This is a genomic window from Microcoleus sp. FACHB-SPT15 (assembly GCF_014849525.1).
GTDB classification, from domain to species: Bacteria; Cyanobacteriota; Cyanobacteriia; order Cyanobacteriales; family Coleofasciculaceae; genus Symplocastrum; species Symplocastrum torsivum.
Window position 1 is genome coordinate 34,662 of record NZ_JACJNU010000004.1, and the last position, 21,594, is coordinate 56,255.

A 21,594-nucleotide genomic window follows, 5' to 3' on the forward strand; every position below is an offset into this window, starting at 1 on the left:
TAACCACTAACTATTAACTACTAATTGTGGCGTGGCGTTTCTGAATGTACCCAGAAGGGATGGCTTCCACGCCACCGCTTCTGTAAGAGAAAAAGTTGAGTCTCTTTTAGCGATCGCTTACTTCTTTAATCTTGCAGTTTGCCAAAATCAAGGGCTAACGTGGTGAAAGGCAATCTGCAAGATTGACTGGCTACCAAGCACCTTTCATTTATTCTCTCGCACGAGCAACCCGTGAGCCTATTTATTGATATTGTCCTGTTTATAATCGCGCTTCTCCTACTCATTCCCATCTCGGTTTTTTTTATTGAAAGCTGTGCCGCCTTCTTGCCAGGGCGACGCGAGACTAAGGCGGCAGGGGAACCCCGACCTAGGGTTGCTGTTTTAGTTCCAGCTCACAATGAAGCCTCAGGGATTGGGGCAACCCTGGAGACCTTACTACCACAGCTGACAAGCCAAGATCGGCTTATTGTTATTGCCGATAATTGCAGTGATGAAACAGCAGCGATCGCTCGTACCTCTGGCGCAACCGTAATCGAACGAATTAATCATGAACAAAAGGGAAAAGGGTACGCCTTAGACTATGGTTTGCGCTTCATCGAAGCCGACCCACCCGATGTCGTTGTGATGGCGGATGCCGACTGTATTGTTCATGAAGGCGTAATCGATCAGGTTGCCCGACTCGCGAAGGCGTTTGGGCGACCTGTCCAGACAACCTACCTGATGGAACAACCCGCTAACCCAGGACCAAAGGATGCGGTTTCAGCGCTGGCGTTCATGGTCAAGAACTTAGTCCGTCCCAGTGGATTAGAGCGACTGGGGCTGCCCTGCTTGTTATACGGTACGGCAATGGCTTTCCCTTGGCGAGTGATTGCGTCGGCCCCGCTTGCGAGTGGAAATATTGTCGAAGATATGCAATTAGCGATCGATCTGGCGCTGGCTGGACATGCACCCGTATTTTGTTCAGAGGCGAAGGTGATTGGGCGTCTTCCGCAACAGAAGCAAGCAGCAGAAGGGCAACGAGTGCGATGGGAGCATGGTCATTTGCAGACACTGCTGACACAAGTCCCTCAACTACTCAAAGAGTCAATTCATCAAAGACGTTTTGATTTGTTTGCGATCGCCTTAGACTTAAGCATCCCGCCAATTTCACTGCTAGTCCTCATGTGGGTAGCGTTCATGGCAATTGCTGCGTTAGCCGGAGTATTGGGAGCTTCATGGCTTCCCGCGATTGTTCTCGCAATCGAGGGACTTCTCCTGTTCACGGCGATTGTTGGGGCTTGGCTTAAGTTTGGTAGAGCCGACTTACCGCTCATGGCGCTTTTGGGTGTACCCGCCTATATTCTTTGGAAAGTTCCCCTCTATTTCGCGTTTCTAGTACGCCCTCAGACCAAGTGGATTAGAACCGAACGCGACCCCGTCGAGGCTCCAGAATCTTAACGAGCCTTGCGTAGAACAGCTAGCCAAAAAAGGGGGAGTTCTATCAAGTCCGGTTGTACAATCACAAAGCAAAAGTCAGGGTACAATTGCTCTTTTCTGATCGCCTTTTAGGACAGGTTAGCTCTCTAGCGATCACACTCAACTCTTTTGCCGGGATAGAGAGCAGCGCGGATTGTTGGTGATGCCCATGTGGAAGAGGGTAGCTTGGAGCTAGCGCTTCCGCGCTAGCCCATACAGATCAGCTATCAAACATCAGCACTCAAGGGAGATGAGGAATGTGATCGCCCACATCCGGCAGTTGCCAGCGGTCAACAGATGCAAGCCTACTCACTCTAGATTGAGCCAGAATCTGATTGTTACTCTGTCAAAACAATTAGTAATTATGTATTTATTTACATAAATTAATACTTAGAATTTTGCATAAAACTATCTTTTTGACCTGATTTATAGGTAGAAGGCAACGAAACCAGGTTCTACACCTGAAGAAACAAAAAATATGACTACTTATAACTACTCTGTTGGCGATTTAACAGACATTCCCTACAGCAACAGCACTTATCTAGATGATTTTTACACTGATGATGTCTACACCTTCAACATTGATGGAACCAGTAGCATCAATCTGAACCTCCATAACATTACCGCTGGTGATGATGCCGATCTTTATCTGTATCAAGACACTAACGGGAATGGCGTGTTTGATACTGGTATTGACCAACAGGTTCAAAGTTCTACTTCCGGCAGCAACAGCGATGACTCAATTAACTACTTAGGGGAGGCAGGGACTTATTTTGCCCAAGTTCATCGTTACAGTTCTGGTAGTTTAGACTACGAACTTGACATATCTGCCACCACAGACGCTCCGTTGGATACACAGACACAACCCCCAAATCTTCTGCCTACTGAGGTTGATGGCGGTACCTTATTTCATGGGGACGCGCTGACGTACTACGGCTGGGTAGGTGATACGGATACGGCTGATGTCTATCAATTCACTCTGGATTCTTACAGCAACGTTGATATTACCCTCACTGGTTTGAGCAATGATGCGGACATCCGCTTAATTCAGGACTCCAACAACAATGACATTGTTGATGCTGGTGAATCGCAATCGCTCTTTGCTTCAAACAGTGGTGGTATCACAGATGAAAATATTTCTTTTAGCCTGCATGGTGGCAATACATTTTACGTCCAGGTCTATCAATATAGTGGTGATACGTCCTATGAGTTGCAGGTAGCGGCTTCTTCTTGGATTTAAGGAGCTGCTCAAACTCGGAGTAACGACAACTAGAAGGCATCAAGGTCATTAGACCTCTTGCAAAAGTCGTCGCTGGGGTAATATGAGGTCTGAAATTAGGCGATCGCTCACCCGTTTTCTGCGCTCACCACGACAGATTCATAAGGGAAACTGATGAAATACGAACGAGCTAAACATCTCAAGCCAGCAGAATTTAAGCGCTTTTGTGGCGTCCGGCTAGAAACTTTTAAGCAGATGGGCTTAGTTTTAGCAACGGAAAAATTTTGGTCGTTAAGGAATTCAGTCCTGCCAGAAGTCGCTGAAACAGCCTGGAGATAATTCTGTGTAGCGCACCGTATGCTGAATGTTCTTGTGCCCCAGATAATGCTGAATAGATCGCGTGTCGTGCCCGTCATTGACCAGCTTGTACCCACAACCATGCCGCAGCATATGGGGATGGACTGGGAACGTAAGAGATGAATGACTGCCGATACGGCTGAGCAACTTACGAAATCCAGCAGTGGTCATTGGGCTGCCCCGTTCCGTAACGAATAGATAGGGGGACGCAACAGACTCTCGTTGCAACTTCCGCAAAGCTCGTAGTTCTGGAGCGTGTAAGGGATGGACACTGGGAATACCATGCTTCAACCGTCTGACGTGCAGCAATCCCGTATCAAGATCAACTTGATTCCATCGTAATGAACACAGTTCAGATACCCGTAAACCGTGCCGATAAGCCAGGAGAATCATCGTGGCATCCCGATGTCCATATCGACCATAAGTTCTGGCAACCTTCATCAGTTCTTCCACTTCCTTCGGAGTGAGGTACTCGCGAGGTCGCTTTTGACTATTGGGGACATGGCGAGGAGGAATGCTGTCTTCGTCAGATGGGCAACGATTTCCAGTGAAAGGGTCTGTTCGTCAGGGACGGGCATTGCCGCGCTACTTCGGTTATGGAAAAGGAATTACCTTCTATAGCTGGACCAGTGATCAATTCTCCCAATACGGTTCTAAAGCTGTTCCAACGACTGTTAGAGACGCAACTTACGTCCTTGACGAAATCCTCAACAATGAAACGGAACTGCCGATTCTGGAGCATACCACTGACACTGCCGGCTATACCGAGTTAATCTTTGCTCTGTTCGATTTGCTCGGTTTACAGTTTTCTCCTCGCATTCGCGATTTAGCGGATCAGCAGCTCTATCGCACCAGTTCAGTCAATCTGGAGAAGTACCCAAATCTCAAGAGCCATTTGCCAGGTGTCATTAATACTGAACGCATTCTCAAGCACTGGGATGAAATGTTACGACTGGCAGGGTCACTCAAAATGGGGTGGGTCACAGCTTCGCTTATTGTCCAGAAATTGCAAGCCTTCCCGCGACAACATCCGTTAACACGGGCACTCCAAGAGTATGGCAGGTTGATTAAAACGATTCACATTCTGCGCTGGTACGCCGAGAAAACCCATCGCCGGAGGCTGAATCGACAGATCAATAAAGGTGAAGCGCTTCATAGTCTTCGCTCTCACCTGTGTTATGCCAACCAAGGAGAAATTCGAGAACAGCAGGACGAGCAACTCCATAATCAGGTTGGTTGTCTGAATCTGGTAACGAATGCAGTGATTGTCTGGAACACGGTTTATATCGAAAAGGTTGTTCAGCAACTGAAGAAGGAGGAGCAGTTTCCAGGGGATGAAGAGCTCAAACACATCTGGCCTACTCGCCATGCTCACATTAATGTTTACGGACGATATCACTTCAATCGAGACAATGTGGGCAAGAAGCAACAACTCCGAGAGCTACGCCAGCCGGGTTTTTAGCCTTAACGACCAAAATTTTTCCGTTGCTAAAACTAAGCCAGATGGTGGAAATAGTTCACCAACATAGTCAACAAAAAAAGAAAGCTGGACGACCTGGGAAAATCTGTCTGGAAGACCAAGTTTTGATGACCTTAGAGTACTGGAGAGAATATCGAACCTATTTTCATATAGGTCAATCTTGGGGAGTAACAGAATCTACTGCTTGTCGGATTATTCAAAAAATTGAAAAAGTTTTAAGTGAGGCAAGAATTTTTACTCTACCAGGAAAGAAATGTCTTTATCAATCAGACTCTTTAATCAATAGCGTTGTCATTGATGTGACAGAAAGCCCTATTGAACGTCCTAAAAAAAACAAAATCAATTCTATAGTGGCAAGAAGAAAAATCATACCCTTAAGTCTCAAGTTATAGTGAATCAAGTCACTGGAGAAATTATTTGTACAGCGCATGGCAAGGGAAAAATGCATGATTTCCGCTTGTTTAAGCAGAGCAAAATTCCCTTAAGCCAAACTATTGAATGTTTGGCAGACAAAGGATATCAGGGAATTCAAAAAATTCATGCCAACAGTCAAGTCCCCAAAAAGAAGCCAAGAAAAGGAGAGTTAAGTTCCTCAGATAAAAAGAGAAATAGGGAGTTAGCTAGAAACCGAGTAATTGGAGAACATATTAACCGAAGACTGAAAATATTTAGAATTTTAGCTGACCGTTATAGAAATCGCCGAAAAAGATTTGGTTTAAGGTTTAATCTGATAGCTGGGCTGTACAATTACGAACTTCGACTCAGCGAACGTAGGGATAAGGAGAAATTATGATTGATGGCTAGCGATCGCTTTTGTTCAGACCCCATAGTACCCCAGCGACGACTTTTGCAAGAGGTCTATTGAACTATTTTGCAGCACTGGGGCGGGAACATGAGCGAGTTTAGTTGCTCATTAGTAAGGTGACAGCATAGGCAGCGATTCCCTCTTCTCGCCCCACTAGTCCTAACTTTTCATTTGTGGTTACTTTGATGCCGATTTGGTCTGGTTTTAACTCTAAAGTTGTGCTTAGGCGTTTTGGCAGATTCTCCTAACTAGCGCTGTCTACTGGCGTAGCACTCTTGTACTCAACCAAGACGTTACGTCGCTTCAGCAAGCGGTTGAGGTGAAACTTGAGTTGTCCCTGTACTTGGGGAAATTTGCCCAGCATACAAGATAGGGCGTAAAGTGCGGTGTCCTTTGACTCAAAACCTCGCGGCTGCATGTAACGATAGATGCGATAGCTCAGCAGTGGGAAGCCAAGCAACAGCAAAAGACTCAAACCTCTTGTTGGCAAGGCAAGCGCTATTGCCAAGAACGGGATAAACAACCCCCACAACCAAATACTGCGGCTTTCCTTAACCCAATGGCGTTCCGGTTCACGTCCATGTAACCAGGCTCCCTCCGCGTAGGCATGACCAGCGCGGAGAGAACGTTTCCACCACTGACCAAACCGTGTCATTTGCGCGTCATGCAAGGTCATCTCCGCATCAAGGCGAAAAATCTTCCAACCTTTTTGGCGCAGCCGCACACACAGTTCGGGTTCCTCTCCAGCAATCAGCGTGGGATTAAATCCCCCGACTTGCTGGAAGGCTTCAACGCGCATCATAGAGTCCCCACCACACGCCGTCGCCTCACCAACGGGGGTATCCCACTCAATGTCACACAAGCGGTTGTAAATAGACTGTTCAGGAAATCGTTCGCGCCGCCGACCACACACTACAGCTACGTTGAACTGGGATTCGAGTTCATGTAACGCACGCTCTAGCCATCCCTCTACCACCTCGCAGTCGCCATCAACAAATTGAACAAATTCAATCTGGGGATTGGCTTGCAGCAGACGGTGGAATCCAGCATTTCGACCACGAGCGGCAGTAAACGGTGTCGATAGGTCTAGTTCTACCACATCCACGCCAAGCGATCGCGCTAACTCAATACTGCCATCAGTCGAGCCAGAATCGACATAGACAACATGTGCTACCTTTCCAAGCACTGAAAGCAAACACTGGTGTAGGCGTTTGCCTTCATTTCGTCCAATAGCAACCAATCCAACTTGTTTCAAAGACATAGATAGCTAATATGTACGAGATATTTTAGGTGGCTTGTGTGGCAACGTTTTTCTACCTGGGAAACTTTAGCAGTTTTTCGTGTTTAGCTAGTTAATCCTCCTTCAGCTTTCCGCTTCAATTGTACAATTTCATCCTCAAGATGAGCGGGAATCGGTAAATCCACCGTCTGAAACATATCCCTTATCCGATAGCGCCAATCATGTCTCAAAAGACATTCGCGATAATTCCTTTGAGAATTTGCTAGAAGCATCTCGTTATCATCTAACAACGCTTCAAAAAAGGGAATCCATTCTACTGGATTGTCTGGTATTTCGATTGTGCTGTTTTCCCAGTTGATTAAATCAGCCACATTCTTCCCAAAGGGTTTTCTTCCGACAATCGTACAACCAGCAGCAAATCCCTCAAGCCAACGAGTTAGAAGAGGAGAATACCCTTTAAAACGTTCCTCTTTGCTGGCTTCAAAGCACAAGCTTATTTTGGATTTACCTAATAATTTTGCCAATAATGTTTTATGTTCTTTGTAACTATTTACTTGGGGACGTGAGAAAGTGGAATGAAAATAAATTCGCTCACTCTCTGTTTGATTAAAATGTTTTTGTAAGGAGATATGTAAGTCCGGATTTCCTCTTCCATAGCTGATAACATCGATACAGCGATGGGGATGGTTTGAACCATAGTCTAGCGCATTCACGGCATGAGGTAAAAAGCCCGCATTTACAGAAAAAACTTCTCTAACTTGGTCAGCAATCTCAGCGACAGGAAAGAATAAGTAATCAAACTCTGGAACAAGTTTTCTGTCAAGATAACGCGGTTCATAGATATCAAATAAATACGCCAAGCGCAGGTCAAACTTTTTGACGAGAGAACCTAGGGAAGCCATCATCTGTAAGGAATAGTAATTTATTCCGACTACTAAAAGAATATTAGGTCCTTCACCTAACGTTGGTAAATCTTTTGTCTTAAACCACGAGTTAAATATTCGATGCCTGTAACGCTTTAAAAATCGGATTTTATCATTAGATTCTGGGTAGATAAACGTAGCGTTGCAGGTGTTGGCTATAACCTGCTCAAGATCGTAACTAGCTAACCACCCGACATGATTTTTGACAAACTGAAGTTCCGACAAGACAAAGAGATTCATAATTATCAGGAGATGGGGAAATATAGAAATTCAGCCCACAGAGTTCAGGGCAATGACTTTCGTACTCACGCAAGCGTTATAGTGAAAGGTTGCAGATAGCAGTCCAGCCGATACAAGAGGCTGGGAGTATTACGCTATGAAGGTTGAAACCACGTTATAGCATTTGATCTGGGGAATGTCACATATACTAATGACTAACTGCTAAGTAGTCATCATGAACGGACTACAACAGCACCTATGAAAATCTCTCTTTTTCCTAGTTCCTAGCCCCTATTTCGATTGAGCTAGGCTGGCATTAAATTGAAGTACAAGTCTCTGGGTTTTGGCTTTAGACTCACTTGCTATAGAGAACACCATTACAGCAAGAGAACCTCATACCAAGTTGCGGCAAGTGTAGTACTTTCTCTTTCGCCCCATCTCCCCAACGTACAGGTCTAGTATCTTTGAATGCCACTCGGTATCATTACCCGATCGCATTCTGTATTGATTGTGCAATTTTAGCCGCTTACAGCCTATGGGAAGAAAACCTTATTACCACAGTGCTGTAGGTTTATACTACCTGCTTAATTGTCTGCATTCCTTAACGATTAGCCATTAGCCAAAACCGATATTAGATTAGGGACTCGCATCAAAATAATATCCCACCTAAATGGGTTTTATCTATGGATATTATTCTTTAGCGATTGGTAGGTTATTTAAGTGCGAGTCCCATTACTAGTCGTAAGACAATCCGTTATAAGAACATTTTGGATTATTGAACAGAGGAAACGTTTACGAAGAAAAGCTCTCTTGTTCTATAGCAGTTAGCCCTCAGCTATCAGCCATCAGCTTTTTTGTTTTCCTGACAAGTAGCGCTTGTGAAAGCAGCCTTGAACTGTACCTCATTTAACTGAGAAACGTTATATCCCTCTTCTGTCACTCTCCGGTTTTTCCTATTATTAATATTTTCTACAAAGGAGGTACATTAGGGAATACAGCGTTTGCCCATCTAATTTTGGCAATTGCCCTACTCTAAGCAATTTCTATGAAGAAAAAGTTTGCGATCGCCTACCATAGGTTAGTTCTAGAATTCAGCAATGGCAAAAGTTTTCGGAGAGTGACAGAAGAGGGATATCGTCTCGTCTAGTCTTACGGGAGGCTCTTAGGCTCTAGGCATACACTTGCCGATAGTAGGCTTGATACTCCTCGGAGAGCAAAGGCTGCCACCAATCTTGGTGCGTCAGGTACCACTCAATCGTGCGCCGGAGTCCGCCTTCTACCGTCTCAGCAGGAGTCCAACCCAGTTCAGTTTTAATCTTGGTCGCGTCGATCGCATAGCGACGGTCGTGACCAGGACGGTCTTTGACATAGGTAATCAGCTTTTGTGCTGGACGGACTGGGAGGTGAGGCGCTAACTCATTCATCAGTTCGCACAACATATTAACGAGGTCAATATTCTTGACTTCGTTATTCCCACCAACGTTATAAGTTTCGCCCGGTTGACCTCGGTGGATGACGACATCTAGCGCACTGCAATGGTCTCCGACATACAGCCAATCCCGAATATTCTGTCCATCCCCGTAGACAGGCAGCGATTTGCCGAGCAGGATGTTGATACACATTAAAGGAATCAACTTCTCCGGGAAATGGTAGGGACCATAGTTATTCGAGCAATTGGTGATTATGGTCGGGACACCATAGGTATGATAGTAGGCGCGAGCGAGATGGTCGCTGCCCGCTTTCGACGCGGAGTAGGGGCTATTGGGAGCGTAAGGCGTGGTTTCTGTAAATGGATGGTCATCCGGACCAAGGCTGCCATAGACTTCATCCGTTGAAACATGGAGGAAGCGGTCAGTTTCTTTTCGTCCTCGACTTTCCCAGTGATGCCGAAAGCTTTCTAACAAGGTAAACGTGCCGACGACATTCGTGCGAATAAACGCATCTGGCCCTAAGATTGAGCGGTCAACGTGGGATTCAGCAGCAAAGTGAGCGACGGTGTTGATAGATTCTTCGCGGAGTAGGGATTCGACTAAAGGGCGATCGCAAATGTCTCCCTGGACAAACCGAAAATTCGCAGTTCCTTCTAAATCAGCCAGAGTCGAGCGGTTTCCAGCATAAGTTAGAGCATCAAGCACAACCACTCGATCTTCTGGGTAGTGCTGACACCAGTGATGGACAAAGTTCGAGCCAATAAATCCTGCCCCGCCCGTAATCAAAATTAGGCGAGGTTCTCTAGATAAAGACTGTTCTTGTTCAGAATAGGTCATCGTTTTAATCAATTAGGCAAGCTCAATTTGACAGTCGTCACCAATGAGGAAACGCAAAGCCTTAGGGCGTTGTGGGGCAACCTTAAGATGGGCGCGTTGTCCAATCACACTATCCACAATCCGCTGGTGAATGCCCACGACTTGGGCCCCCTGTAAAAGCACACTATGCTCCAAGTCCGCATCAATCAGCGTTGCGGAGTCAGCAATACTACTGTAAGGACCAATAAAGCAGTTTTCTAGGTGGCAATTGCTGCCAATCGTCACGGGACCACGAATCGTGCAATTAACGATTTTAGAACCACGACCAATCTGCACTCGCCCAATCACCTGACTCTTTTCGTCAACATCGCCTTCAACAGAAGAAGTTAGACAGGTGTCGAGAATGATGCGATTGGCTTCGAGCAGATCATCTTTTTTCCCAGTATCCAGCCACCAACCTTCGAGTTGACGCGCTTCTACTTTTTTGGAAGCGTCAATCAAAAATTGAATCGCATCAGTAATTTCGAGTTCTCCCCTGGCAGAGGGTTGAATCTGAGCGATCGCGTCGTGGATAATGCGGTCGAAAAAGTAAATGCCAACCAGGGCAAGATTCGAGGGAGGAACCTTAGGCTTTTCCACCAGTTGCAACACTCGCCCATCCTCATCGACTTTGGCAACACCAAAAGCACTAGGATTGGCAACGGACTTGAGGATTGTTAAAGCATCCAGTTTCTGGGCTTTAAAGTGATCCAAAAATAGGCTCAAGTCGCTTTGAATCAGGTTATCCCCTAGATACATCACAAAAGGAGAGTCCCCCAAGAAAGGCTGAGCAATTTTAACCGCGTGAGCCAGTCCCGCAGGCTGGTCTTGACGAATATAAGTAATATTCGCTCCAAAGCGATCGCCCTGGCCCGTCTTCGCTTTTACCTCGTCCCCGGTTTCTGGGCTGATGATAATCCCAATCTCCGTAATCCCCGCCGCTACAATGGATTCGATTCCGTACCACAAAATGGGTTTATTTGCAACAGGAACCAGTTGTTTTGCCCCTGTATAAGTCAGAGGGCGTAAACGTGTCCCTTTACCGCCGGAGAGAATGATTGCTTTCATTTGCTTTGGTGAGTATAGGAGTAAAATTCGTCAAGCATGAGCCTGAGTGCTTGTCGCCAATGGGGGGGATAGTCTCCCACAAGGGCTTTGAGCTTCGTGCCAGAGAGGACAGAATAAGCTGGACGTTTAGCTGGCGTTGGATAGTCCGACGTGGTGATTGGTACAATCCGCTGCACCTTTAACGGGAAGCCAAGTTGTTTTGCCTCCTCAAAAATGGCAACGGCAAAGTCGTACCAGCTCGCAACGCCACTATTGGTAAAGTGATAGATACCTGTAAGCGTGGAGTCGTGGTTAATCGGCGCGGTTGCCTCCTGAGTTGCGTTTGTGTCTTTACCGGGTTCTTGGCTCAAGTGTTGCCCTAGAGTTGTAATTGCCCGTGCAATATCACCCGCCCAAGTGGGAGTCCCCACCTGATCTGCAACAACACGAATCTCGTCACGCTCGGCAAAAAGCCTCAGCATCGTTTTGACGAAGTTACTTTGACCATAAGAGCCATAGACCCAAGCGGTTCTAAGGATAATATAGCGATCGCTTTGCTGCTGAATTCCCTCTTCCCCTTTGAGCTTTGATTGACCGTAGGCACTGACGGGATTAGTCGCATCTTGCTCAGTGTAAGGGGTATTTTTTTGACCATCAAACACGTAATCCGTAGAAACGTGAATTAGGTCAGCCCCAAGCGCTTGAGCTTCCTCGGCCATGATTGTTGGAGCGATCGCATTAATTAAATTTGCCTGTTCCTTCTCGGTTTCGGCTTTGTCAACCGCCGTATAAGCCGCCGCATTGACAATTAAGTTGGGCTTCGCTTCCCGGATAACCTCGCGAATGCTGCTGGCATCGGCTAAATCCATCGTCTTACGCCCCACCCCAATAACTTCACCCAAAGGAGGAAGGGTACGTTGCAGTTCTTGACCAAGTTGTCCCGTCGCGCCTACTAGTAAGATACGACTCATGAGAACACCTCAGCCGTTTTGAATGGCTGTCCCGAAGAGTCTTTCTTCGATAACACGGGTTCTGCCTCACTGGGCCACGCGATCGCTAAATCCGGGTCATTCCAAAGCACACACCGCTCATGCTGGGGCGCATAGTAATCCGTCGTTTTGTACAAGAATTCGGCCGCCTCCGAGAGGACTAAAAAGCCGTGAGCAAACCCTGGAGGTACCCAGAACAATCGCTTATTTTCCGCGCTGAGTAAGCAGCTAACCCATTGACCAAACGTCGGAGAGCTTTTTCTTAAGTCCACAGCGACATCAAATACCGTCCCGACAACGACACGCACCAATTTTCCCTGAGGCTGCTGAATCTGATAGTGCAAGCCGCGCAGGACATTTTGAGAAGAACGGGAATGGTTATCTTGGACGAAATGGCTAGTGACTCCGGTCTTCTCGGCAAAGGCTTTCTCGTTGAAACTTTCAAAGAAAAAACCGCGATCATCTTCAAAGACTCTGGGTTCGATAATTAGAACCTCAGGAATATCCGTGGGTACGATGTTCATCCTAGTCTCCTCGTGACAGACAGCACATAACCGCTCTTGAGCATTTTATAAAGATTGTTGTCAAATTCTCGTCCGGAACAGCGCTGGAATTTAGATAAAAAACTTGATGAGGATGCACAGCACATTGGCTTTGCACAATAATGCCCTGACAATTTCCCACTACCATCACGAGCTTTCCGACTCCAGTGGTCATAGGCACTACGAGAAATTTGTCGTCTCGTTGAGAGTAGCACCTTCGCCGTGACTCCAAAAGCGATAACCAAACGCTGTACAGATAGCGCGAAGCGTGGTTTCTCCTGGAGGGTATCTAGTCCCATGACTGAAGGCAACTTGGTTTTAGGTGTCTGCTCCAATGCTCTGTTTGAAAGCTCTACCCTTTTGGCGGCTCCAATTGTACGTCACATTGATAACAGAAAAGTTACATAGAACGCCAGCGCTTTCACAGAAACTTTATCAGCAATTTGAGCAAAATTCCGTCGCGCATCCTACGCTTGTACCCGATAGGGTCAAACGGTAGTTAGCGAGGTCAGGATTTATCGGCTTTCCCTTGATTCTTATAGCAGTCGTTCAACATCGAGAACAACACAAGCTCCCCAACTCCTAATTACCTGGGAACGTTAAATTTTAGGTATTAAGAAGCAGTAGGTTTTATCAAACTGAGCAGTGGGCTTTCAGGTTAGCTTTCTGTAAGCTAAGCTAGCTCTCGAAACCAGGGTTCAAGCAACTCATGAATACAAAAATCGTTTCAGTCATAATTCCTTGCTATAACGGAGCACAGTTTTTGCCAGAAGCGATCAAGAGTGTCTTAGCGCAGACCTATCCACCGTTTGAAATTATTGTGGTGGACGATGGTTCAACTGATAATACAGGGGAGGTAGCGGCTCGTTACCAAGGTGTCCGGTACATCCGTCAGGAGAATCAAGGCGCGTCTATCGCACGCAATACTGGGCTAAGTAAAAGTCAGGGGGATTACCTGGTTTTTCTCGACCACGATGACCGCCTTTTGCCCAAAGCAATTGAAGTCGGAGTGAACAGCCTGAATGAGCATCCGGATTGTGGCTTTGTTTTTGGGTTTTCTAGAAGCATTAAAGCCGACGGTTCACTCCTGAGTGAGGCACCCGAAGAGCGGATTGAAACGGCTAATTATCAGTTAATCCTGTCTGGGAGGTCTCTTTCTCCACCTGCCACTGTGATGTTTCGACGTGCTGTTTTTGAATCAGTCGGTGAGTTTGATCGCTCTTTTGACCCAGCGGAGGACTATGAATTCTACCTACGAGTGGCTAGAGCCTTTCCAATTTATTGCCACAATCAGGTGATTGTTGAATATCGCCGACACGATAACAACTTATCGTCCAATATTCCCAGAATTGTAGAAACCACCTTAAAGGTGATTGATGCTCAGTGGGAATTTATTAAGGGAAATAGGGACTACGAAGCCGCCTACAGAACTGGAAAAAAACACTGGCCGAATCTCTTTGGACCTTATCTCCCCTATGGGATGGGCGCTCATATCAAAGCAGGGCGATTCCTTGCTGCGGCACGGGTGATGTTTTTACTGCTACGGCACTATCCCCAAGGCTTGGTGAACTATGCTCTTGAGTTGTTGTCAAAGCTGACTAAACGTTTCTCGTCGGGATTGACACACCCAGGACTTTGACCCAAAAAATGGGATTCAAGCCCCGTCCTTCTAGTGTAGTGCGGTAGTTAAAAAGTCCCTCTCAATGAGAACCCATGCTTGTCAGTGTGGATTCGTTTTAAACAGAGACTGGAATGCCAATCAACATCCTGAAATTAGCCTTGAGTACCACAGGTCATGTGGGAACTTGGGTCACAGACCCGAACGCTTCGGGAGATTCGACCTCTACTCTGGTTGGAGCAATCCTGTCAGAGCAAGCCGAGTCTATGAACGAAGAATCTCCGTGGCTTTAGCCCGGAGAGTGTCAACAAAGAGTGCATTGTTCAGCTAGTCTTGTCCCCAGATTTAGGAGAGATGACTTTCGCTGGCAAGCCAACGGCTGTTGCGCCGGCGGGTACATCACACAAAACGACAGCATTGGCACCAATATTGGCATCATCTCCAATCGTGACATTGCCAAAGATTTTCGCCCCAGCACCGACGTTGACACGCGCTCCCAATTTGGGCGCATCGAAGGGACGATCTAGGTAACGGTTTCCCAGTGTTACCCCTTGACGGATGATACTATCGTCGCCGATCACACAATCCCCATGAATAACAATGCAACTTTGATGTTCAATAATTACGCGGCGACCAAGCTGAACTGTATAAGGCAGTTCGATCCCATAGCTATTCCGGACTTTGCGAAATAAGGCACGGTAGAGAATGCTAAAAGGCGCTCGCAGTATCTTCGGTTCGATCTTCATCCTCCAGACACCAAAGCGCTGAATCGCTACTGCCCGAAATCCTGGTCTAGTCCAATCACGTCCATGAGCAATCCAGTCTTCTTTAATTTGTTGCCAAAGCCCCAAGGCGGGGGTTTCGGGTTCGTTGACACTTGATATCAGGTCTGGCTGTGTGACCATAATCTGTCTTTTGCTGAACAGCGTATTTTTTTGAATCCAACTGTGGCTTAATACTTGGCAGGGCTTGTTACGCCTCCCTTGAGGAACACACTATTACGAAGTAAGTCAGTCAGGAATTGCGGGGGGTCATTATCCGGCTTGCGCTGAACCACCCGACGCATCCGCCATAGGGCAAAACCCGACGCTCTGAAGGCATCAGCTAGCGCGGCGTACAAGAAACCATAGTTCTTGAGAAAGTAGCGTCGCCTTGAATCAAACAAGTACTGTGGTAGACGCTTTGGTGGGCGTTTGGTGTCGGTCACTCCTGAACTTTGCCCAACTAAGTGTACAACCCGACTTTGAGGGACATACCAGCAACTCCAGCCAGACCGGTTCGCCTGTAGGCAAAAGTCTACTTCTTCGTAATACATGAAATATTCCTCATCCATTAAGCCCGCCGCTTCAAATACCTCACGGCGAATAATCATGCTTGCCCCAGCGACCCAGTCGGTTTGATGGATTTCGTCAGAAACAGGAGGCGCAACGACCCATCTGGAGAGTAACTTGCTTACTAAACCTAGACTCAAGCCAAAATCCAGTTCGCTGAACACGGTATGAAAGCGAAAGGCAGAACACTGTGGTGTACCATCGGGTTCTTCCAAGCGGCTACCAGCAATTCCGACATCGGGATGTTCATTCATGAAATCCACCAGCGCTTTGAGGGCATTGGGGCGAACAACCGTGTCAGGGTTGAGCAACAAAATATAGGGAGGGGGTGATGATGACTGTAGGGCAGGACGAATTGCCGCGTTGTTGCCGTAGGCAAATCCACCATTGCGCTCAAGTGGCATCAGCGACACCCAGTCACTCCAGCCCTCGCTTTCAATAGCGGCTCCAATTTTTTCAACTGACCCATCGCCCGAATCGTTGTCGGTAACAACAACGCGGGTACCTGGTAAGGACTGGACTTCACTGACTAAAGAGTGCAGGCAATCAATTGTCAGACTAGGTGTTCGGTAGTTAACGATTACGACAAGCAGAGGAGTTGGGTTATTGGGCGAAATCTCGTTAGGCATAGGGGTAATACCCTGTTTAGTGCTTTCCGACTCAGCTTGCATAAAATTGACTATTACTTAAATGTTGTTATGTCTTGATGCTATAGAGCAGACCTGTACGAGTAAAGCTCTCTTTGGCTAGCGTCTCATTTCAGCGAGTGCTGCCGCTTTGAAGAAGAAGAGCGATCGCGCTTTCTTCAAATCGCGTTGGTTTAAAAGGCTCGTCGCTTAATTTTTAGACGACTGCTTTTATAAATTTACTGGCACTCTCGACAAAGTGTCCATCATTGGTTTATGCGATCGCAACTGACCTGAATAGACAGACAGCTTTCAAGGAATATCTCTACTCCTTTGAGGGAAAAGGTTCGGCTCAACGAGAGTGAATTTATTGCCCAATTCTTCAGTTTCCCCTACCTACACTTCACAACCTCCTCACAATTCCCTGCTTGACTGGGTATTTCTGTCTAGTTTTATAACAAAACTTGCATTCACCAGGAAGCCATACATAGAGAACAATTTCATGCCTTTTCCGGCATTTCGCTAATTGATTAGCTCGCACCGTTCACTGAAATTAAAGATTCCTCAGAAAACTCTAGTCAACGGATAAAAGAGTTGATGAAGTTATTAAAATTTCGCCTATCAAGTTCCAACAGTGACGATAATTGGGAAATATCTTTTTAGAGGAGAAGTACTTGAAACCTGTAACCTAGGCAAGTTCTAGAACTATTGTCCTCAGTGAAAGTACGTATCTAACTTAAAGAGACCTAAATAATCATTAATAAGGTAACTTTTTATGCTAATCGATGCACGCACCTTGTCCGCCGACGAAACAATTGAGACAGAAGTTTGTATTATTGGGACGGGTCCTGCTGGACTTTCTCTCGCACGGGAACTAGCCGGACAAGACTTCCGAGTCTGCTTGCTCGAAAGTGGCGGACTTGACTTACCTGACCCCGATACGGAGTCGCTGGCAGAAGTTGAAACGGAAGGAGATTTCGTTCAAGTGTTCCCCGACAGGCGCAATCGTCGGTTTGGAGGCAATTCCAGCTACTGGGGCATCAACATCAGCAAGGGTCAATTGGGTTTAAGGCACGTACCACTGGACGACGTAGATTTTGAAAAACGGGATGGGTTCCCCTACAGCGGCTGGCCTTTTGAGAAAGATCATCTCGTTCCCTATTATGAACGGGCGCAAAAGGTCTGCAAGCTTGGACCTTTTACCTATGAGGCGGAAGATTGGGAAGATGCGAATAGCCCTCAGCTTCCCTTTATTGGGAATCGAGTGACAACTCGAATGTTTCAGTTTGGGCCGGGTGCAGCTTTCTATAAAGAGTACCGTGACGAAATCAATCACTCCAGCAATGTGACGACTTATCTCCACGCTAATGCTGTAGAACTTGAAACTGAAGAAACCGCGCAAACTGTAACCCGTGTACGAGTCGCTTGCTTACAAGGCAATAAATTTTGGGTTAAGGCAAAAATTGTGATTCTGGCGGCAGGTGGCGTTGAAAGCGCCCACTTGTTGTTGCTATCTAACAAAACTCAGAAAGCTGGTTTGGGTAATCAAAACGATTTGGTTGGTCGGTTCTTTATGGATCACCCGCTTGTCTATGGTGGTCTTTTTGTTCCTTCCAATCCCAAGATGTTTGACTCAATGGCTTTGTACGATCTGCGTCAATTGAGTAAGGGAACCGTGATGGGAGGACTCTCTTTTACCAATGAAGCAATGCGTCGTGAGCAATTATTGAATGTTTCAATGTTGCTTTTGCCAAGACCGATAAAATATCAGTCATCAGAAGCCGTTTCTTCTCTCAAGGCACTCTTCTCATCCCGTGGCTATAAGGAGGGAGCTAAGGGTACTCTTGAACATCTGAATAAGGTGGTAACGGGTCTTGACGAGATTGCCGATTCTTTCTACGACAAGTTGACGAAAAAAGACCTACCTTTTTGGCCTAACCTGAGCCAAGGAGGTTGGTCAAATCTGCCCAATAAAGAGCGGATTTATAACGTATTCGAGGTTCTCCATCAAACTGAACAAACTCCCCATCCCGACAATCGGGTGATGCTGGGAGATGGGTTGGATAAACTCGGCAGACGGAAAGCGAAAATGCAGACGTGCTGGCGTGAGGATGATATTCAAGGTGTCAAACGGGCACAAGCTGTATTCGCCGAAGAGATTGCCCGTGCTGGTTTAGGTCGGTACGAGATTGAGCAAGACGGCGACCTTCCAGTGATTTCAACCGCTGGGACATCGCATCACCTGGGAACAACACGTATGGATGTCGATCCCAAACAAGGTGTTGTGGATGAAAACTGCAAGGTTCACGGTGTCTCTAATTTATTTATTGCTAGCAGTGCCGTTTTTCCAACTGGAGGCTACGGGAATCCTACTCTGACAATCGTGGCATTGGCAATCCGGATAGCCGAGCGGGTCAAAGCCACCATGAATACACAAACAAAAACGGCGAAACAACAGGTGGAATCAGCCTCATAACTCTATACCTCTACGAAAGAATGGCAGTCTAAGTAGATTACGCCTTCAACTTGCAACATCACCCTTACCTGTATACAGACAAGGGTGATGCACAACAGCTTGGTGAACGGGGAGGTTTTTGCTTTTTGGGATAAGAATCGTTATTTATTTCTTTCAGATTGATTAAACCATGGGTCAGCTTTAATTTTATTAGACAAAGCAACCATGATTTATATTGGCGCTCCTTTAAGAGCATATGAAGAATTTTCTGGTCTAGGTCTATTAGACCATTCTTTCTGTTCAGAATTATTAGTTTTCATCCAGTCCATGAAACGGATAGCTCTGAATTTATTAATTTTTCAATTTTATAGCTACTTAGGTTAGTCTTATCTCTGTTGAGCCAGAGAACGTCTTGAAACCGATGAGCGCTTGCGTGTTACCTGGTTGGTTGCTGTATCGCTAAGCACAAGCCCTGATATTCCGCCGCTGGTGAGGGCAAAGATTGGGTTAATCATGGCGTTCAAAATACAGTCCAACATGTACAAAGCTAAGACTAAGGCTAGTACAGCAACAGGTGCTATCTTGCGGTGAGACCAAGTACTCGCTGGATAACGCAACACAAATAAGCTGGCAACAGGCAGTAACATTGAGGCTGTTAGACTGCTCAAGCCGACTATACCATTGACACCAAACGCGATAATCCACAAGCTGTCCGTGACCGTTATATCTACCAGCTCACCTGCCCAGTTCCTTTCATATACACGGTTTCGTCCGTATCCCCCCCAGCCAAACACTAGGCTCTGCCGTGCCTTATCTGCCAGTATTTCTTCATTATTAAATCTAAACTCCGCAGACGCAACACGTTCTTCAGGAAACACCTTGGACATAACAGTGACAAGCTGATCGGTAAAATAGGTTTCGGTCATGGAATTAATGTATAGATAGATACACATAGACAGAAGCACAAGTAATACGGGGAGAGCGGTGCGAAGCCAATTGGAGAGAAATATAAGGACGAGTCCAATCACCAGTAAGGCATAGGCACCCGTAGAGCGGCACAACACAAAGGTGATCAGTAATGTAATCACCAGCCAATTCATAGGAATGTCCCAGAGTTGCTTGATAGTGCCAGTTTTCCAAAGCCAGATCCCAGCCAATGTTGCCGCCATCATCCACGCACCCACCGCTAACCCGTGATTCATAAACACGGTCGGTCGATATCCCCCTAAGCGATACGCCTGGGTAAAGTCTACGCTTGCATGGTAGCCGTAAACCCATTGGTGCATCTGGGGGCTTAGACGACTTTCAATCAGGCAAAAAGGCACATAGCTTAGTCCGCCGACAAAAACGCCAACGGCCAGCTGGCGCACCCCTGCTAGGTTATTAAGATATATCCGCCCCAGAAAATAGGGAACTCCCCAAGTCACTGTTTGATCAAGAGCTGCAGAAAACCCATCATACGCACCCAGACCATTAGCCATTGATGAAGCAAACGGGCAGAAGCACCAGATCAGCATTGGCAGGTCAAGCCAGCCCGGTTTAAATGAAGTGATGCGTCCAGCATCAAACAGAAGAGTAGCAAGCAAAACGCCGTAGCAAGTTGCCGACATCTTGGAGAGGTCTGGGATTCCTGGCAAAGCAATGTTTACGACGGGGAGGTATAGCCATGCCACTATGAAACTCACAATAACCGCCCGTTGCGGCGGAAACCGCATGAAAAAATACAGAACTACTGGAATCCAGCAGAGCGTGACAAGGAGCGCTTGAGGGCTAGACATGAGCTTGGCTAGGTACGAAGATGAACAGAGCTTTCCCTACAATAACCGCCGAGCGGCTGATCATTGCTCAAGGTTGAGTCAAATCGGCGTTTGCTGTGGGCTAACATCCTTTGGTGCGCTTACCCTAGAGAAGTCACCACGTCGCTGGCGGTCTATAGCAGTGTGTAATGCCGCCTCGAAAAGTTCGACAGCATCATCCCAGGTGTACTGAGTCGCTGTAGCGTAGGCAGCATCCGACATTGTTTGCCACTCGGTTTCAGGTAAACTTAGTACGTGAACTAGCTGGTTAGCTAGCGCAGTCGAATCCCCAAGCGGCACAAGATAACCATTAACTCCTTCCTTAACAATGTCCAGGGGTCCACCGACCTGCGTTGAAACGACCGGACAGCGACAAGCCATCGCTTCCAGGGGTGGTAAATGGAATCCTTCGCTCCAACTCCCGCATAACCAAACATCACAGCTAGCGTAGATGTCTTTAATGGTGTTTTGGGCAGGTCGTTGGATATATTGAGTGCCTTCTGGTAAAGGTAAATCCGCCGTAGGAGCTGACGAGCCAAAGGCAACTAGACGTAAATTCGGAATCTTTTGAGCTGCCAAGGAAAAGGCTTTCAGGCTAACCTCACACCCTTTCCAACCAATTGGCGCGTATAACATACCAACAGTGGGAATAGGTTGTTTGCCACGCGGCGGCGCGTAAAACTGATCTGTGTCTACACTATTCGGGACAAAGGAAATATTGCGATCGCCGTATCGCTCCTGAGACAGCTCAACTAACCACTTCGAGATCGTGATTTTATGCAGAGGCAGTGACCAAGTCGCTTCCACCCTTTCTTTCGGCATCTCCTCAAAGATTTCGTGATGCTGAATGAAGTAAGCTTTGGCTCCTTTCGCTTCAGACATCTTCGCTACCCACTCTGCTGTCTCCCACCAAGTGGCAATGACCACGTCGGCATCCGGGACATCAGCATCTGTAATAGGGCGACAGCGATCAAGGACTCGGTGCGGAACATCTACACCATCAAAGTGCGACCCCTCCTTATTAGAGAGCAAACCCTTACCCTTCAGGAGAGACTTGACCTGCTGGAGTGGGCTGATTGGATCGGGAGGGAGAGAGACAACGAAGACTTCATGACCTCGCTTTTTTAGGCGTTCGGCATAAATCGCCGCCACCCGAATCCCACCGGCTAGACCTGCAAAAGGAAGGACAAATGTAATTTTCATGTTT

The 21,594-nt window shown here is 46.8% G+C and carries 18 protein-coding genes and 3 pseudogenes; 8 read left to right on the forward strand and 13 right to left on the reverse strand.

The window, feature by feature from the left end; all coding sequences use genetic code 11:
* The first annotated feature begins 31 nt into the window (after positions 1 to 31).
* The 3 genes from H6F98_RS33865 (at position 32) to H6F98_RS00675 (ending at position 2,695) form a co-directional block, all read left to right on the forward strand.
* Complete coding sequence (locus tag H6F98_RS33865; protein WP_277927474.1) at positions 32 to 166, forward strand: hypothetical protein; 135 nt, start codon at positions 32 to 34, stop codon at positions 164 to 166.
* Positions 167 to 231: 65 nt separating this feature from the next.
* On the forward strand, positions 232 to 1,437 hold the full coding sequence (locus H6F98_RS00670) for a glycosyltransferase (protein ID WP_192216751.1): 1,206 nt from the start codon (positions 232 to 234) through the stop codon (positions 1,435 to 1,437).
* Between the two features lie 496 nt (positions 1,438 to 1,933).
* Positions 1,934 to 2,695, forward strand: a complete 762-nt coding sequence (locus H6F98_RS00675; RefSeq protein WP_192216752.1) for a PPC domain-containing protein — start codon at positions 1,934 to 1,936, stop codon at positions 2,693 to 2,695.
* Between the two features lie 279 nt (positions 2,696 to 2,974).
* Here H6F98_RS00675 and H6F98_RS00680 read toward each other — a convergent pair whose 3' ends face one another.
* The gene (locus tag H6F98_RS00680) at positions 2,975 to 3,547 is read right to left on the reverse strand and encodes a tyrosine-type recombinase/integrase (RefSeq protein ID WP_192216789.1); all 573 of its coding nucleotides are present in this window, start codon (positions 3,545 to 3,547) and stop codon (positions 2,975 to 2,977) included.
* On the opposite strand from H6F98_RS00680, the gene H6F98_RS00685 reads away from it, so the two are divergent.
* Both H6F98_RS00685 and H6F98_RS33195 read left to right on the forward strand, forming a co-directional pair.
* Positions 3,546 to 4,493 (forward strand): Tn3 family transposase, encoded by a 948-nt coding sequence (locus H6F98_RS00685; RefSeq protein WP_199348232.1) that lies wholly within the window; start codon positions 3,546 to 3,548, stop codon positions 4,491 to 4,493. The genes H6F98_RS00680 and H6F98_RS00685 overlap by 2 nt on opposite strands.
* Positions 4,424 to 5,304: pseudogene (locus tag H6F98_RS33195) on the forward strand (IS5 family transposase). Before H6F98_RS00685 ends, H6F98_RS33195 begins: the two are co-directional and overlap by 70 nt.
* A gap of 109 nt (positions 5,305 to 5,413) precedes the next feature.
* On the opposite strand, the pseudogene H6F98_RS00695 reads toward H6F98_RS33195, so the two are convergent.
* The 8 genes and pseudogenes from H6F98_RS00695 to H6F98_RS00730 form a co-directional block, all read right to left on the reverse strand.
* A pseudogene (locus H6F98_RS00695) lies at positions 5,414 to 5,542 on the reverse strand (2-C-methyl-D-erythritol 2,4-cyclodiphosphate synthase); the annotation flags it as partial.
* Positions 5,543 to 5,560: 18 nt separating this feature from the next.
* Positions 5,561 to 6,571 (reverse strand): glycosyltransferase family 2 protein, encoded by a 1,011-nt coding sequence (locus H6F98_RS00700; RefSeq protein WP_192216790.1) that lies wholly within the window; start codon positions 6,569 to 6,571, stop codon positions 5,561 to 5,563.
* 89 nt (positions 6,572 to 6,660) lie between these two features.
* Positions 6,661 to 7,719, reverse strand: coding sequence for a glycosyltransferase (locus H6F98_RS00705; protein ID WP_192216754.1), 1,059 nt, complete (start codon positions 7,717 to 7,719; stop codon positions 6,661 to 6,663).
* Between the two features lie 1,148 nt (positions 7,720 to 8,867).
* Positions 8,868 to 9,965, reverse strand: a complete 1,098-nt coding sequence (rfbB, locus tag H6F98_RS00710; protein ID WP_192216755.1) for a dTDP-glucose 4,6-dehydratase — start codon at positions 9,963 to 9,965, stop codon at positions 8,868 to 8,870.
* A gap of 12 nt (positions 9,966 to 9,977) precedes the next feature.
* Entirely contained in the window at positions 9,978 to 11,051 is a 1,074-nt protein-coding gene (locus H6F98_RS00715) for a glucose-1-phosphate thymidylyltransferase (RefSeq protein WP_192216756.1), read from the reverse strand.
* Positions 11,048 to 12,001, reverse strand: coding sequence for a dTDP-4-dehydrorhamnose reductase (rfbD, locus tag H6F98_RS00720; RefSeq protein ID WP_192216757.1), 954 nt, complete (start codon positions 11,999 to 12,001; stop codon positions 11,048 to 11,050). Before rfbD ends, H6F98_RS00715 begins: the two co-directional genes overlap by 4 nt.
* Positions 11,998 to 12,543, reverse strand: coding sequence for a dTDP-4-dehydrorhamnose 3,5-epimerase (gene rfbC / locus H6F98_RS00725; RefSeq protein ID WP_192216758.1), 546 nt, complete (start codon positions 12,541 to 12,543; stop codon positions 11,998 to 12,000). Before rfbC ends, rfbD begins: the two co-directional genes overlap by 4 nt.
* Positions 12,540 to 12,860 (reverse strand): hypothetical protein, encoded by a 321-nt coding sequence (locus H6F98_RS00730; protein ID WP_206759628.1) that lies wholly within the window; start codon positions 12,858 to 12,860, stop codon positions 12,540 to 12,542. The genes rfbC and H6F98_RS00730 overlap by 4 nt, the downstream gene beginning before the upstream one ends.
* 410 nt (positions 12,861 to 13,270) lie before the next feature.
* Between H6F98_RS00730 and H6F98_RS00735 the strand changes: the two genes are divergently transcribed.
* Together H6F98_RS00735 and H6F98_RS00740 are read left to right on the forward strand one after the other, a co-directional pair.
* Complete coding sequence (locus H6F98_RS00735) at positions 13,271 to 14,200, forward strand: glycosyltransferase (RefSeq protein WP_192216760.1); 930 nt, start codon at positions 13,271 to 13,273, stop codon at positions 14,198 to 14,200.
* Between the two features lie 34 nt (positions 14,201 to 14,234).
* Positions 14,235 to 14,472 (forward strand): annotated as a pseudogene (locus H6F98_RS00740) (zinc ribbon domain-containing protein); the annotation flags it as partial.
* Between the two features lie 30 nt (positions 14,473 to 14,502).
* Here H6F98_RS00740 and H6F98_RS00745 read toward each other — a convergent pair.
* The gene (locus H6F98_RS00745; RefSeq protein WP_192216761.1) at positions 14,503 to 15,084 is read right to left on the reverse strand and encodes a serine O-acetyltransferase; all 582 of its coding nucleotides are present in this window, start codon (positions 15,082 to 15,084) and stop codon (positions 14,503 to 14,505) included.
* A 47-nt stretch (positions 15,085 to 15,131) separates the two neighbouring features.
* Complete coding sequence (locus tag H6F98_RS00750) at positions 15,132 to 16,139, reverse strand: glycosyltransferase family 2 protein (protein ID WP_192216762.1); 1,008 nt, start codon at positions 16,137 to 16,139, stop codon at positions 15,132 to 15,134.
* A 772-nt stretch (positions 16,140 to 16,911) separates the two neighbouring features.
* Here H6F98_RS00750 and H6F98_RS00755 point away from each other — a divergent pair.
* Positions 16,912 to 18,612, forward strand: a complete 1,701-nt coding sequence (locus H6F98_RS00755; RefSeq protein WP_192216763.1) for a GMC oxidoreductase — start codon at positions 16,912 to 16,914, stop codon at positions 18,610 to 18,612.
* A 365-nt stretch (positions 18,613 to 18,977) separates the two neighbouring features.
* Here the strand turns inward: H6F98_RS00755 and H6F98_RS00760 are convergent, their stop codons facing one another.
* Both H6F98_RS00760 and H6F98_RS00765 read right to left on the reverse strand, forming a co-directional pair.
* Complete coding sequence (locus H6F98_RS00760) at positions 18,978 to 20,369, reverse strand: O-antigen ligase family protein (RefSeq protein ID WP_192216764.1); 1,392 nt, start codon at positions 20,367 to 20,369, stop codon at positions 18,978 to 18,980.
* Between the two features lie 78 nt (positions 20,370 to 20,447).
* A complete protein-coding gene (locus tag H6F98_RS00765) occupies positions 20,448 to 21,590 on the reverse strand; it encodes a glycosyltransferase family 4 protein (protein ID WP_192216765.1) in 1,143 nt (380 codons plus the stop codon).
* Positions 21,591 to 21,594: the final 4 nt, after the last annotated feature.